This is a genomic window from Salinibacillus aidingensis (assembly GCF_039522525.1).
Lineage (GTDB): Bacteria > Bacillota > Bacilli > Bacillales > Alkalibacillaceae > Salinibacillus > Salinibacillus aidingensis.
In genome coordinates this window covers 1-13,576 of record NZ_BAAADO010000009.1, presented here as the reverse complement: position 1 = coordinate 13,576, position 13,576 = coordinate 1, and the positions used below count along the sequence as shown (strand labels likewise).

At 39.1% G+C, this 13,576-nt stretch carries 14 protein-coding genes and 1 rRNA gene; 4 read left to right on the top strand and 11 right to left on the bottom strand.

Annotated features, from left to right (window positions below):
• Positions 1-11: 11 nt before the first annotated feature.
• Both ABD006_RS16500 and ABD006_RS16495 read right to left on the bottom strand, forming a co-directional pair.
• On the bottom strand, positions 12-1,058 hold the full coding sequence (locus tag ABD006_RS16500; protein WP_343843458.1) for a C45 family autoproteolytic acyltransferase/hydrolase: 1,047 nt from the start codon (positions 1,056-1,058) through the stop codon (positions 12-14).
• A 199-nt stretch (positions 1,059-1,257) separates the two neighbouring features.
• Positions 1,258-2,109: a hypothetical protein gene (locus ABD006_RS16495; RefSeq protein WP_343843455.1), complete on the bottom strand. Its 852-nt coding sequence runs from the start codon at positions 2,107-2,109 to the stop codon at positions 1,258-1,260.
• Positions 2,110-2,310: 201 nt separating this feature from the next.
• On the opposite strand from ABD006_RS16495, the gene ABD006_RS16490 reads away from it, so the two are divergent.
• From ABD006_RS16490 to ABD006_RS16480, 3 genes are all read left to right on the top strand, one after another.
• Positions 2,311-3,282, top strand: coding sequence for a proline dehydrogenase family protein (locus ABD006_RS16490; RefSeq protein ID WP_343843452.1), 972 nt, complete (start codon positions 2,311-2,313; stop codon positions 3,280-3,282).
• A 250-nt stretch (positions 3,283-3,532) separates the two neighbouring features.
• Positions 3,533-4,975: a sodium/proline symporter gene (locus ABD006_RS16485; protein ID WP_343843449.1), complete on the top strand. Its 1,443-nt coding sequence runs from the start codon at positions 3,533-3,535 to the stop codon at positions 4,973-4,975.
• 116 nt (positions 4,976-5,091) lie between these two features.
• The gene (locus tag ABD006_RS16480) at positions 5,092-5,319 is read left to right on the top strand and encodes a hypothetical protein (protein ID WP_343843446.1); all 228 of its coding nucleotides are present in this window, start codon (positions 5,092-5,094) and stop codon (positions 5,317-5,319) included.
• Positions 5,320-5,348: 29 nt separating this feature from the next.
• On the opposite strand, the gene ABD006_RS16475 is transcribed toward ABD006_RS16480, so the two are convergent.
• Positions 5,349-6,074: a C40 family peptidase gene (locus ABD006_RS16475; protein WP_343843444.1), complete on the bottom strand. Its 726-nt coding sequence runs from the start codon at positions 6,072-6,074 to the stop codon at positions 5,349-5,351.
• A 375-nt stretch (positions 6,075-6,449) separates the two neighbouring features.
• Between ABD006_RS16475 and ABD006_RS16470 the strand changes: the two genes are divergently transcribed.
• The gene (locus tag ABD006_RS16470; protein ID WP_343843441.1) at positions 6,450-7,253 is read left to right on the top strand and encodes a transporter substrate-binding domain-containing protein; all 804 of its coding nucleotides are present in this window, start codon (positions 6,450-6,452) and stop codon (positions 7,251-7,253) included.
• 54 nt (positions 7,254-7,307) lie between these two features.
• Here ABD006_RS16470 and ABD006_RS16465 read toward each other — a convergent pair whose 3' ends face one another.
• The 8 genes from ABD006_RS16465 to rrf all read right to left on the bottom strand — a co-directional run.
• Complete coding sequence (locus ABD006_RS16465; protein WP_343843438.1) at positions 7,308-7,871, bottom strand: GNAT family N-acetyltransferase; 564 nt, start codon at positions 7,869-7,871, stop codon at positions 7,308-7,310.
• Between the two features lie 136 nt (positions 7,872-8,007).
• On the bottom strand, positions 8,008-8,286 hold the full coding sequence (locus ABD006_RS16460) for a hypothetical protein (protein ID WP_343843436.1): 279 nt from the start codon (positions 8,284-8,286) through the stop codon (positions 8,008-8,010).
• Positions 8,287-8,335: 49 nt separating this feature from the next.
• Positions 8,336-9,250, bottom strand: a complete 915-nt coding sequence (locus tag ABD006_RS16455; RefSeq protein ID WP_343843433.1) for a DMT family transporter — start codon at positions 9,248-9,250, stop codon at positions 8,336-8,338.
• A gap of 170 nt (positions 9,251-9,420) precedes the next feature.
• Positions 9,421-10,437, bottom strand: coding sequence for a C40 family peptidase (locus tag ABD006_RS16450; RefSeq protein ID WP_425542241.1), 1,017 nt, complete (start codon positions 10,435-10,437; stop codon positions 9,421-9,423).
• 21 nt (positions 10,438-10,458) lie between these two features.
• Positions 10,459-11,526 (bottom strand): dipeptide epimerase, encoded by a 1,068-nt coding sequence (locus tag ABD006_RS16445; protein WP_343843663.1) that lies wholly within the window; start codon positions 11,524-11,526, stop codon positions 10,459-10,461.
• 22 nt (positions 11,527-11,548) lie between these two features.
• Positions 11,549-12,715, bottom strand: a complete 1,167-nt coding sequence (locus ABD006_RS16440; protein ID WP_343843430.1) for a DUF819 family protein — start codon at positions 12,713-12,715, stop codon at positions 11,549-11,551.
• Positions 12,716-12,829: 114 nt separating this feature from the next.
• Positions 12,830-13,168: a DUF3870 domain-containing protein gene (locus tag ABD006_RS16435; protein ID WP_343843427.1), complete on the bottom strand. Its 339-nt coding sequence runs from the start codon at positions 13,166-13,168 to the stop codon at positions 12,830-12,832.
• Between the two features lie 318 nt (positions 13,169-13,486).
• Positions 13,487-13,576, bottom strand: a 5S ribosomal RNA gene (rrf, locus tag ABD006_RS16430); the annotation flags it as partial.

Sequence of the window (13,576 nt, the reverse complement as noted above, 5' to 3'; positions counted from 1 at the left end):
TCAATAATGACTTACTCATGCATATTTAGAAAGGGTATATCCGGCTCCAGTTGACCTTTAACTTTTTTCACATTTACTCTTTCTCCCTTTAACCATTTAGAGAAATCAAAAATCACAGGGTAACGATCCGCCCCTATGGCAAAGGCTGCCTTCATGTCTTCGGGAAAATAAGCAGCTGTGTGAAGCGTACCTGCCCATGCATCATATTTGGAGGAAAAAACTCCTTGATCTGAATCATTCATCATTCTGAAGGCCTGATAACCATCTTCCAGCTCTTCTCCCTTTGAAAGGATGTTCATTTTTCTTTCCCGGGACTCATCGGTGCGGTACCGATTTTCCTCCGTTATTAATTCAAAATGATTGGTGCTTATATTTGATTTCCGATAGGATACGCTTCTGGGAGAGGCCTCAACCACAACACGTTTCCCTGTAGAATCCAGCAATACATAATTAAACGAGTGGCGATGTGGGAGCTCCTTTAAAACTTGAATCCCCTCCTCCACATTCGCACAGGTTTCTAAAATGATTCGACCAATCATATTGCAAATAAAGCCATCCTCACCCTTTTTTCGATGAACAAAATTATAGCCCATCACCAGTCCTTTTTCATTCATACCATCCATACGTCCGGTAATTTGCATCGCAGGACCAAGTGTCGCATAGCCACCATCTGTCGGCTGATACAGCATATACCTTCCTTCATAGGAAACCGGATGACTGTCGTAATTACGGATCAGATAATCCTTCCCGGTAAAAATTGAACAACCGCTCTTTCCATATTCTAAATAATAGCCACCAAATTCACGGAGAGCCTCCTCCATGTTCATTTCCAGAGCATCAGCAAGACCATAAATTTCTTCCAAAACTCCCGGAATAAAAGTTTTGATTGCCGAAATCACCTGATCCTGGTCAATCTTAAAATGACGCTCTTTTTTAGACCCGAGCTGCTTTTCTCTTTTCGATAAAATTGGAGAATGCTTTAACCATTCCCCTTGCTGATAGCCAAAATCATAATGACTTCCTCTATATTGAAATATGTCTGTATATACTTGTTTCAACATTTATCCCTCATCTAATAAACTTTAATTACTCTAGTAGTTTACTTAATCTAAGCTTATAAGAAAAAGATTTTGCCTGATGTAAATAAAGGAATATACGTCTAAACCTGTCAAAAACAGAAGAACAAAAAACAGGCTGCAACCTCACAGCCTTTTCAGAATATATGCAAATACGCTATGTCTTGGATTCTCTGATGGTTTAAAATATAATCCCTTCAATGTTCTCTGAATCTATCGTTTTAACCTGGTTATCATTATTAAAATACGCCATTCTTTTAATTGGATCATAACGAACAAAATGAGATACAGGTATAATAGTCCCATTTACGAACAGACGGCGAACTGGATAATTCGGGGGCAGTGATTTTAATAATTGAACATAGGGATGTTCGTCCTTATACAAATCATCAATTTCCTGAAGCCTTTCATCATAGGATTGGAGCCGATGATCTGTTTGATTTTGATAGTCCTGCACCTCTGTATTAATATCCTGGATCTGTTGATTGACGAGCTCCATTTCCCCCCACATCCTTTTCTCATGCTGTTTAAGGTGCTGTAAGGAATGATCCATTTCCTGATATTTTTTTCTGTGTTCTCGTCTCATCACCTGCTGGCTCGATTTCTGTTCCTGAAGCTGTTCCTGCAGCCGATCATTCATTTTTTCATTTCGCTCAAAACGATCCAAAAAATGGTGCTCATTTAGTTGCTGCTTTCGAATGAGCTGCGTTAATTTTCTGGAAAAGTCTTTTTTTGTCCTTTCCTCAAGCTCTGTAAGCTGACCTACTTCATTTTGTAACTTGATGTGATCTTTTACGGAATGATTTAATGTTCTTCTTAAAGAGAAAACATTTCCAGCTATTTGCTGTAAAAGATGGTGATAGTTCTTAATCGACTTCTTCAAATGATGGATTTCCTTTCTTTGATTTTCACGCTCCTCCTCTTCCATATTGTGACAAAATAAATGTTGGTTTACAGACTCATTGCCGATGGACTGCAAAAATAATTTAGGTTTTCCCTGTGGATTGCGATCAGATGATTTTACAGCGACCACTCCTATCCCTCCTGATCTATCAATTATGTCATGAATTTACTTCATTTTATTGTATGGATAAACGTCCAGTGAATGAACGGGGCGGCTTTTATCAAAATGGTGAAAGAGCCTATCTGATCCCTTTTCATAATTTTTTAAATTAACTTTAAATTACAAATTTGTGTTATAATAAAGAAAACCATACAAACAGAGGGATGCGCTATGAATCTAAGAAACTTTTTTATTGGTCTGTCAGAAAACAAAATTATGAATGCGCTTGCAAAAAAGTATGGCCTGAAATTAGGGGCTCAGTCTGTCGTAGCTGGAACAAATGTGGAAGAAATGATTGAAAGCGTAAAACAGCTGAATGCGAAGGGAATTTCCTGCACGATTGACAGCTTAGGTGAATTTGTTTCTGAAAAAGAGTCAGCAATCCAAGCAAAAAATGAAATCTTAGAAGTCATTGAAGCGATTCATACCCATCATGTCGACGCACACATTTCTTTAAAACCAACGCAATTAGGTCAGGATATTGATAAACAGTTTTGTCTGGAAAATTTAAGAGAAATCGTAAGAAAGGCCGATCAATACGGTATTTTTGTTAATTTTGATATGGAGGATTACAATCATCTCCATTCAGCCTTCCAGCTTATCGACAGGCTTTCACAGGATTATACGAATATAGGAACGGTAATTCAGTCTTATTTTTACGAAGCACAGGACTATATAGAAAAATATAAGGACTACCGCTTACGCCTGGTAAAAGGAGCTTATAAAGAGTCTGAGGATGTTGCCTATCAGGATAAGGAAGAAATTGATCAAAATTTAATCAGTCTTATTGAATATCATTTGAAACACGGAAAATTCACATCCATTGCCACTCATGACCATCGGATTATTAACCATGTCAAAAACTTCACAGCCAAGTACAACATCCCTAAAGAAAAGTTTGAATTTCAAATGCTTTACGGTTTCCGGAATGATCTGCAGCTCCGGCTTACAAATGAAGGCTATAACTTCTGTACCTATGTCCCCTTTGGCACAGACTGGTATGGATATTTTATGAGACGATTAGCAGAACGCCCTCAGAACATTCAACTGGTGGCTAAACAAGTATTTAACAAAAAAACAAATACCATCCTCGGAATAGCAGCCGGAGCCTTTCTAATCGGCAGAATGAGCAAAAGAAAATAGCAAGTCTTTAAGGTGTTTACTAATTAGGTAAACACCTTTTTATAAAGCTATTGAAAGCGAAGTATATTCCCGCAGCGGTGATTAAGCTCTCACCAAGCATTAGTAAAAAATGTATGCATGATTAGCAAACAACCTCTCATATATATGAAACGATAAATGCATACGTGAATTGAGTGTATGATTTTTTAAACTTTAAAATGTAAGCGCTTACTCATAACGTATGCTAAAAACTTGATGAGGAGGGTGAAATATGAATTCCATTATTCTCACAGAGTTCATTTTGTACTTTGTTGTCATGATTGGTATTGCGTATTACACAAGTCGTACAAAGATGAATCACTCCGTATACTTGTTGGGTGGAAAGAAACTCCCGGGCTGGGCTCTGGCCTTTTCTGAACGAGCTACAGGGGAATCTGCCTGGCTCTTACTCGGGTTTACCGGCTTTGTGTTTACGACCGGACTGGCCGGAATTTGGGTAGCCATTGGGATTGCTGTCGGGATCATCTTTGCATGGATCTTTTTAGCCAGACGGTTTATGGATGAAACCGATAAGCATGGGGTTTTGACCTTACCTGATTACTTAGCCAGCAATTTTGGTGAAAAAGCCAATATGATTCGCTGGATAGCAAGTATTTTAATTGCAGGCTTTTTTATGTTTTATGTAGGTGCACAGCTTGCAGGAGCAGGAAAGCTGTTCTTTACCTCCTTCAATATGGACCATACTCTGGGGATTCTTTTAGCCACAATTGTTGTCCTTGGAATTGCCTTTTTTGGAGGATTTCTTTCTGTTGTATGGACGGATATGATCCAAAGCCTCATGATGTTAATCACTCTCTGCGTCCTTCCTATTATTGCTCTAATCTATGTTTCCACAAATGACCTGTCTATCAGTCAATCACTGGTAACCGCCGGGGATTCTTTTAATTCCTGGTTTGGTGGCACCACAGGTTTTGCCTTAGGGATTTTATTTTTTAATAACTTTTCCTGGTTTTTTGGATACTTAGGCGGACAGCCGCAGTTAAGCGCCCGTTTTATGGCCTTAAAAAACGAAAAAGAAGCAAAACAGGCGAGAAATGTAGCGATTATCTGGACCATTTTAGCCTACACGGGTGCCTTCCTCATTGGGCTTGCAGCGATTGCCATGTACAGCCAGGGAAGCTTTGCTGATGTAGAAACCATTTTACCTACCATGATTTTGGACTTAATGCCTCCGTGGATTGCGGGCTTACTTCTTGCTGGAATTTTAGCTGCCATCATTACTACGGCGAACTCCCAATTGATGGTGGTCACAAGTTCGGTCAGTGAAGATATTATTCACAAGGCTCTTGGACTTAAGCTCACTGATCAGCAGCTATTAAAAGTTTCCAGAATAACCGTACTTGTATCAGGAATTGTAGGGATGCTTATCGCGCTGACCTCAGAATCATTGGTTTACTTAATTGTCAGCTGGGCATGGGCTGGTGTCGGCGGTACATTATCTCCCGCTATTCTTATGACCTTTTTCTGGAAACGTTATTCAAGTACAGGAGTTATCGCAACGATCATTTCAGGATTTGTTTTCACAGTTTTGTGGATCAGCACTCCTCTTGACAGTATCATCACATCCCGCTTCTCTACTTTCTTTATCGCAGGCTTTTTCGGCATCCTTTTCAGTCTTTTATTTCCGGACAGGAAAACCAAACAGCAGGAGTAAACCGAAAAGGACTGATCCTGAATTTTTCTGGATCAGTCCTTTCACCCTCTGTTTTTTACGTTATCATTGTGAAAACGGCTTTCACTCCTTATACTATATTTAAGGAGTGAAAAACAATGAAATTAAACCGTTCTGGCACACCAAGCATCGCCTATTTTAAAGCCTATATGAAACTCGTCATGAACACTCGTATATGCTCATTGGAAGTCGCCAGAGAAGTGACCTTTGAAAACCTCTTTGAACGCGATCCTCTGTATTTAGGCGAACAGGCTTACCAAAACTTTCAGCGTGCACATCAGGAGCTCATGTCCTTATTTTCCCAAACTTTTTCAAACGATGATTAAATAGGGGTGAGATTCCCCCTTTTTCATGACTAATATATTCTTTTTGCTCCTTCGTAATAATCAGACCAATAAGAATTGTCCAGGGAATAAATAGCAATCCCTTTAGAGCTTGTCGCTGAAATCCATTCGTTATTTCCGATATAAAACCCGACATGGGTAACCTTGTCCGAATCTACTGAATAAAAAACTAAATCGCCAGGCTGTAATTCAGGCTGTGAAACAAACTCACCCTTTGTATAAAGCCCGGCTGATGTGTCCCGCGGCATATCCACTCCATGTTTATTAAACATATAATATACAAATCCTGAACAATCAAAGCCGGACGGTGTGGTTCCTCCCCACACATAAGGAACGCCCAAATAATTTTTCGTATCTGTAATCAGCTCCTGCTTAACAACTGCATGTTCGATCGCTTTTCTAGTTTCCTGATTTGCCGTACCTGTAATGTTTAATCCATAGTCACTTTGAAAATCCCGAATCGCTTCTTTTGTCGGACTATCATAGCTCCCTGTCATGGTTTGTACAGCGTAGTATCCTAACTTCTGGAGATTCTTCTGGATCTCTTCCAAATCTGTTTCCTTTCTTCCAGATGAAGAAACCTTTTGTGAAATGAGAGTGAAGTCATCCTCAGTTAAACTCACTGTGGCTGGAACAGTGCTTACGGACGCTTTTACTTTAGGATCATGTACTCCCATTTGAGGAATGGAAGACAGGATGATTCCACCAGCTATAACCTTAACTAACGTGCCTTTCATTACTGAATTCCTCTCCTTTATGAGTGATTGCAGTATGGGAATCATATCTGTTTACGGATGTTCCTCATTCATCCGCTTTTTATTATGAACCGCTATATTTCAATATTTCAGGAAAAATCCATTCATTAGCTTTTCCTGACAAAGACAAAACCCTCCTATAGTTTCATACAAATTTATAAAATCATTCCATTTCAGGTGATTTTTTTAAGGAAAACGACTAATAAGCATATATAAAATCCTAAATCCTGTATAATTTCACGCAATTGAAATTTATGATTTACTGAAAAACTTACATATATTTTTTTAATTTGGCATTTTTTAAAGGGAATATGAATAATAGTTGGTATCTATTTAAATACAGGGGGGAGTGTAAGCATGAAGAGAAGCTTACTTTTAATCTTTGTTTTTATCTTAGGTATACTATTGATCACTGCCTGTGGTACCAGTGAAACTTCAAATGGATCCGGGGCCGGCGGTGATAAGGATTCAACTGATGGGGAGGATCATCACTATGTTGTAGCGACCGAGCCAAATTTCCACCCATTTGAATTTATGAATACAGAGACAGGTGAAATGGAAGGCTTTGATATCGACCTAATGAACGCCATAGCCGAAGAAGCCGGCTTTACCGTTGAATTTGAAACCATGGAGTTTGATGGTGTGCTGGGCGGAATGCGTACAGGTAAATACCCTATGGCCATTTCCGGAATTTCCATAACGGAAGAACGGAAACAGGAAATTGATTTTTCCGATAAATACTTAGATTCAGGCCTCATTTTAGTTGTACCGGAAGACTCCGATATCCAATCCATCGATGATGTCGATGGCCTGAAAGTGGGTGCTCAGACCGGTGCCACGAGTGAAATTTACTTAAATGAAAATACAGATGCTGAAGTCTCAGCATTCCCTGAAATCGTAACGGCTTATCAGGATCTTCAACGCGGCCGTTTAGATGCCGTTCTATATGACTTGCCAAATGCACAGTATTACATTAAAGAAAACCCTGATACAGGCCTGAAAACCGTTGGGGATCTTTTACAGGGTGAACCCTATGGTATTGCTTTTCCAAAAGGATCTGATCTGGTTAAGCCGGTGAATGAGGCATTGGCTACCTTAAAGGAGAATGGCACCTATGCTGAAATTTATAAAAAATGGTTTGGTACCGAGCCACCGCAATAAGAACTTTAAAAAGCGTAACAGTGATGAGCTGTTACGCTTTTTCTATGATTCTATTCATGGTTTAATTTTTGAATAAATACATGTGTCTCTAAGACTTTTTCCATCAACAGATAATTCATCATTCCTGAGAATTCCCTCCAGTTTAAAATCTAATCTCTCGGGAATTGCACGGCTTTTATGATTTTTAGCATCACATTGGATTTCTATACGCCTAGCTTTCAACTCCCGAAAAGCCAAATTAGTAATTCCCTCTACAGCTTCTCTTACATAACCTCTGCCACTGTGATGTGTATGCACCCAGTAACCAATTTCAAATTTAGGGATATCCCAATCGATGTTATGTAAGCCTGAAGAACCCACAAATTCTCCAGTTTCCTTAAGAAAGATATGCAGTCGTAAATCCTCACGCCGTAAAAATTTTGTATATGCTTCCCGTATATTAATTTCTGTTTCTTCCTCACTCTGTTTATTCTGGGCAAATGGCAACCATTGTTTCAACTCATTTATGGATGCCTGAATCGCCGGGTAAACCGTCTTTCCGTCACCAGGTTCAGGCATTCGAATGAATAAGCGTTCGGTCTCAAACTCATGGGGAAAATCAAGCAGAATTGGATTCATCGTACACAACTCCCTTTAAAATGTGGACTTTACCTTCAAGTAGTTTAGTAGAAAGAATTTCAGTTAAATTAAATGTATCCTAACATAAATGAGGCAAGTCGAAAAGATAAAAAAAAAAAACGAGGACAACATCTTTTTATGTTTTATCCTCGTTTTCACCTTCAGTATCATCATCAACAGTTTCTTCCAGTTCCACATCCTCCAAATCCAGCCACGAAAGCATTTCTCCTACGACATTATTAATACGTTCATTCATCGTGTCTTCCCCATATTTTTTCTTCGCTTTTTCTATACTTTCAACAACATCATCACTGTATTGAATAATAGGTACATCATTTTCAATATTATTAAATAAATCAATGATTTCATCCAACGCTTTATCAAAACGCTTTTGTTCAAAATCTGTCGCCTTCATTTTTATCACCCAATAATAGGATAACCAAAAAAGGGATGGTCTAACAATTTCACTTGTTAAATGCTGGTCGATCCCCTTCTGCCTGTTCCTTTACGTTTACGCTGATGTTCTTTTTCACCTGAGTAGTCAGGATGACACCCGTGATAACAACCAGAGCACCTGCTGCCTGCATAAATGTGATTCGTTCACCCAGCCATAAAAAAGCGCCTGTCATGGTGACGACCGGCAGAAAATTTAAAAATATGGAAGCCTGCGAAGCACCAAGCTGATCAACAGCACGATTATAACAAAGCAATGCAATAAACGAAGGGAAAATTCCCAGATATAATAAGCCCGACCATAAATTTGCATGGGCAAGATCAGGAATTCCCGTGAGCATCCACTCCAGCATCACCAGAGGAAATAATACAATAACCGAAATCCCCGTCATCACCAAAAGAGCACCATAAGCAGGAAATTGATGCATATACCTTTTGACAAAAATAGAATAAATCGCCCAGCTAAAAATGGCCCCTATCATGATGGCATCACCAATGTTCCAGTTCAGGCCTGTAAGGGTACTTATTTTTCCACCCATAACCACCCACAGTGCCCCAACAAAGGATAAAACAATCCCCAGCCATTGAACCTTTCCCAAATGCTCTTTCAGGAAAATGGCGCTTAATATAACAGTCGCAACAGGAATGACGGTTTCCAATATGGATACTTTTGAAGCGGTAGTGAATTGTAATGATCCATAAATAAACGTATTAAAAAAAGTTATCCCGGTTAAGGTCATCACTAAAAAGGGTTTCTTATATTCCAGAAAGGTGCCGGTGTATTCCCTGGCACTTTTATACCCAATAGGAAATATAACTATAAATGCCACTAATAAGCGAAAAAACGCAATGGTGAATGGTGGTAATTCATTAATGGCTTTACCCGTCAGGATGTTCCCCGCATACATCAATACTACAAAAATCATAAGGAAATATGGATGCAAAGCCGTTTCCTCCCTTTTTCCATACATCAAAATCTGCTACTACATATAAATACTTTAACATATCTCATAGCGATTTGAGGCTGATATTAAAAAGGTAAGCAAGAAAAAGAAAAAGGACACATGAATATTTCATGCATCCTTAATTATATGTTTCAATCAATATACCTTCTAGCTCCGGCATACTCAGAAGAATAGTAGTCAGACTCAAAAACATCAATGATTTCTACAGTACTTGCTGTATTTGGTGAATGGATCATTTTACCGTTACCCATATACATTCCGACATGATGCACCCTTCCTTCACCTTCATTATAGGCAAAAAACAGTAAATCCCCCTTTTGGAGATCATCTCTCTCTACTGGTGTACCATGGGTGGCCTGTACGGAAGAATCTCTGGGAATCGTAATACCATGAGCTTTAAATATCGTATGAGTAAAGCCGGAACAATCAAAACCAAAGCCAGATGTTCCAGCCCATAAATAAGGTAAACCTAAGAATTTAAGTCCTGTATCCACTAAATTCTGTCCATCTGGTTTCTCAATATCCTCTTGTGAAGAATAAATGGAAACGGCATCAGGTGACATCCACTTTTTCCCGTCACTAGGCGTTGCTACCAGGATGGCATCTTTTGTTTCAGCAACTACAGGCAGTCTCGTGTTAAAACTGATTTCCTTGAATTTATCACTTCGATGTTTATCCTCAAATAGCCATGCAGTTGGATCTGTTACTTGGGCAAATTCTTTAATGTCCTTTAGGGTAGAAAAGCTTGCATCATTTGCTAATTGACTTTTTGGCATCCAGGCAGGATAACCTAAATCATTTTTAGGTGTTGGCTGTCCGTGTACCGCTACCTTGACCCAATCTCCCTGTTCTTCAAGAATCGTTACTTCCTGCCCATACAAAGCCTGGGTTTGGAGATTTCCTACAAGCCAGAGTTTTTGTTCATAAGACATGCCTGTCGTCCATTCCCACATGTCTACCGGGTTACCTATAGATGGAGCATCAACCGGTCTTGTTTCGTTAGGTTCTGACCAGAGAGTAGCCACTGAAACATCTACATATGCTGTCTGCCCTGTTTCCTCAGCTTGAACCTCTTCAGAAATACTAAACCCAAACATAACGAATACAGACATTAAACCTGCAAGACATGTTTGACAAAACTGTTTCATTACACCACACCTCCGAAAAGATTATGTTTGGATACCGATACCAGAAGCTTCCGGTAATTTGATTTTTCTCCCTTCGAACGTCATCCCTCCCTTAACAGGTTCATTAGACATCCACAGTGGGGCATCCAGATCGTAATGAGTAATATTTGGATGGGCTGCCGCAAGATGAGCTGCTGCGGTGACAGATACCACTGACTCCATCATACTTCCAATCATACAGGGAATCCCTGCTGCTTCACTTAAATCCGCAATTTGCCATGCATGTCTTATACCACCCATCTTCATCAATTTAATATTCAGCATATCTACAGCCTCCATCTCTAAAAGACGAAAGGCATCTGCTGGTGAGAATACACTTTCATCAGCCATAATAGGAGTTGTCACTCTATCCCGAATATATTTCAGACCTTCTATATCCCCGGCAGGAACAGGCTGTTCGATGAGCTCAATGCCCATTTGATCCTGCTCTAACTGCCGAATGATGTTTACAGCTTGTTTTTTACTCCATCCTTGATTGGCATCTAAACGTAATAAAATATCATCCCCAACAGCTTCATATATTCGCTGGATACGCTTGAAATCCAGTTTTTCATCATTCCCTACCTTCAATTTTAAGATAGCGAATCCCTCAGACACTCGCTTCAAAGCTTCTTTCTGCATCATTTCCGGTTGGTCAATACTCACTGTCATATCGGTTTCGAGGGAATGAATTTGACCCCCAAGAAGACTATATAAAGGAATATCATAATATTGACAATAAGCATCGTATAAGGCAATTTCAACGGCTGCTTTTGCACTCGAATTTCCCACACAGCTTTTTTCCATGTCTGTTATTACATGTGTTAGTTGTTGAATACCCTGATGTACCACAGCTGGCTTTAACGCTTGATTTATGATTTCTTGTATTCCATCCAGCGACTCACCTGTTATTTTGAGAGTCGAGGCTGCAGAGCCCCTGCCCCTTATTCCATTCTTCAATTCAATACATACATCAACTACATCAATTTGTGTCACCTTTCGAAGTGCTGTAATAAATGGCTGTTTTAATTTAATTGGCCGTTTTTCATAATGTAAGTCTATAATTTCCATTTCCAAGTATTAATCTCCTCTCTTACAAGAATGATAGAAGTTTGGCTACTAACAATCCATAGTAAGTACCCAGGAACGACCCACCTAACGCCATCAATACACCAATTGGAATTAACGATCTATGGTAAGCCCCAGCAAGTAATGGAGCTGATGCCATTCCACCGATATTGGCCAGACTGGAAACTCCCAGTGTGAACAGATCCAACTTGAATAACTTAGCAATCAACATCATAAGAAGACCATGGATCGCTAAAATCACAAAACCAGAAACGATGTATATTGGTGCTTGGAACAGTTGAGAAAAATCAGCGCGAGATGCAATTAAAGCAATCACGATATAAAGAAAAACGTTTGCTACATCCAAAGAACCTGGAACTTTAGAAATTTTAGTCATGGCTAATAAAATACCCACGATTGATACGATAAATATCGTCCAGGTAGTGGCATTGACCACTGTTCCAAATTCAGGGAGAAGTTCGGCAATAAAGGCTGCCAGAGATGAAATAAAGATTGCGAGTGATATTAACCCCATCAAATGGACAAATGATATGGATTTCCCCTTGTTTTCCTCATGTTCTTCCTTTAAATCCGCTGTAACTTCATCCAGATGGGAAGTATCAGCCTTTACCCATTTATTAAACAGTGCTGCAAATGGAACAAGCCAGAACATGATCATAACCCAAGTTGAATAGTTAACAGTATCCATAATTAATGCATAACCAAATATATTTTCAGGTACTTCTAATATCCCTTGGATGATAACCATATTGGCTGAACCACCAGTCCAACTACCTGCCAGTGCACCAAATGCCTGCCATGTCTCAGGAGCATAAAGTCCACGGAAAATTAAAAACGTAATGACAAAGCCAGCTACAATACTAAGAGAAGCTGCTACGTAACCAATAAGCATCTTAGGTCCCAGCTTTACGAGTTTTCGTAAATCACAGTTTAATAGCATTAATAAAATCAACATAGGTAATAATGCATTACGCACATTACTGTAGGTTGAATCAACCTCCTCAGATGCCCCAATAACACCAGTTGTTTTTAATAGAGCACCACCAAAATAGATAAGGACAATTCCCGGTACAAACTTAAAAAATTTGTTCTTGGTACTTGTTTCCAGGTAAGCTACCAAACCTGCCATGCCAATTATGACTCCCAAGTATAAAAAGCCAGTATCAATCATAAGTGCATTCCTCCCTTTAAACTTGTTTTTGATGCATATAAAAAACCCAACCAACAAGAAAAAATTCAAGTTGGCTGGGTTTTATCCACGTAATAGTAAGATAAAATAGCCTCCCTATACTTCCAGGGATTCCTTATATTTTAGTTGTGCTTGTTTATAAGCTACAATTAAAGCCTTTTGAGATGAACCATAATAACGTGTACGAATTTCCTCAGCGACTCCCTCTTCATCGAATATACTTTGACCAACGAAGATGCTTTGGATAAATCTTGAGGTAATATCCAATATAGAGGTACACTCTGCATCAATAATTCGATGATTTTTTGAATCTACCACAAACCCGACAAAAAAGCTGTGATAGTTCTTCATGATTGGGTTATTCCCTGGTGATTTAGCTTCCCCTACAATATAACACGTCTGTTTATCGTACACGCTTGTCACGCTCCGGACCATAGCATCTTCCGTACGGGGTACAAACTCGTTAAGGAATCTGCATCCGTTACGAAATGTCTATATTATCTGAATGTTAATACAAATTTTATCATCATATGTATTCGCTTTCAATAGGAAAAATTATTTATAGATTGTTCTCGTTTCAAGATTGTAGCATTAGATTATTGTAAGAATTTAGTATGATTATCGAGTATTCAGGGGTAGGTTAAAACTGAACATTTGGTGATTTATAATTGATTGATTTTGAATAGAATAGTCATCCTATCTAAACCGATAAAAAATCCTTAGAATCATATTGATTCTAAGGATTTTTTAATTGCCCAGCAGCGTCCTACTCTCGCAGGGGAAGAACCCCAACTACCATCGGCGCTGGAGAGCTTAACTACTGTGTTCGGAATGGGAACAGGT

Excerpts from the sequence above, each read along its gene's own strand:
- ABD006_RS16490 (WP_343843452.1), top strand. The coding sequence starts at position 2,311 with ATGAATCTAAGAAACTTTTTTATTGGTCTGTCAGAAAACAAAATTATG.
- ABD006_RS16485 (WP_343843449.1), top strand. The coding sequence starts at position 3,533 with ATGAATTCCATTATTCTCACAGAGTTCATTTTGTACTTTGTTGTCATG.
- ABD006_RS16480 (WP_343843446.1), top strand. The coding sequence starts at position 5,092 with ATGAAATTAAACCGTTCTGGCACACCAAGCATCGCCTATTTTAAAGCC.
- ABD006_RS16475 (WP_343843444.1), bottom strand. The coding sequence starts at position 6,074 with ATGAAAGGCACGTTAGTTAAGGTTATAGCTGGTGGAATCATCCTGTCT.
- ABD006_RS16470 (WP_343843441.1), top strand. The coding sequence starts at position 6,450 with ATGAAGAGAAGCTTACTTTTAATCTTTGTTTTTATCTTAGGTATACTA.
- ABD006_RS16465 (WP_343843438.1), bottom strand. The coding sequence starts at position 7,871 with ATGAATCCAATTCTGCTTGATTTTCCCCATGAGTTTGAGACCGAACGC.
- ABD006_RS16460 (WP_343843436.1), bottom strand. The coding sequence starts at position 8,286 with ATGAAGGCGACAGATTTTGAACAAAAGCGTTTTGATAAAGCGTTGGAT.
- ABD006_RS16455 (WP_343843433.1), bottom strand. The coding sequence starts at position 9,250 with ATGATTTTTGTAGTATTGATGTATGCGGGGAACATCCTGACGGGTAAA.
- ABD006_RS16450 (WP_425542241.1), bottom strand. The coding sequence starts at position 10,437 with ATGAAACAGTTTTGTCAAACATGTCTTGCAGGTTTAATGTCTGTATTC.
- ABD006_RS16445 (WP_343843663.1), bottom strand. The coding sequence starts at position 11,526 with ATGGAAATTATAGACTTACATTATGAAAAACGGCCAATTAAATTAAAA.
- ABD006_RS16440 (WP_343843430.1), bottom strand. The coding sequence starts at position 12,715 with ATGATTGATACTGGCTTTTTATACTTGGGAGTCATAATTGGCATGGCA.
- ABD006_RS16435 (WP_343843427.1), bottom strand. The coding sequence starts at position 13,168 with ATGGTCCGGAGCGTGACAAGCGTGTACGATAAACAGACGTGTTATATT.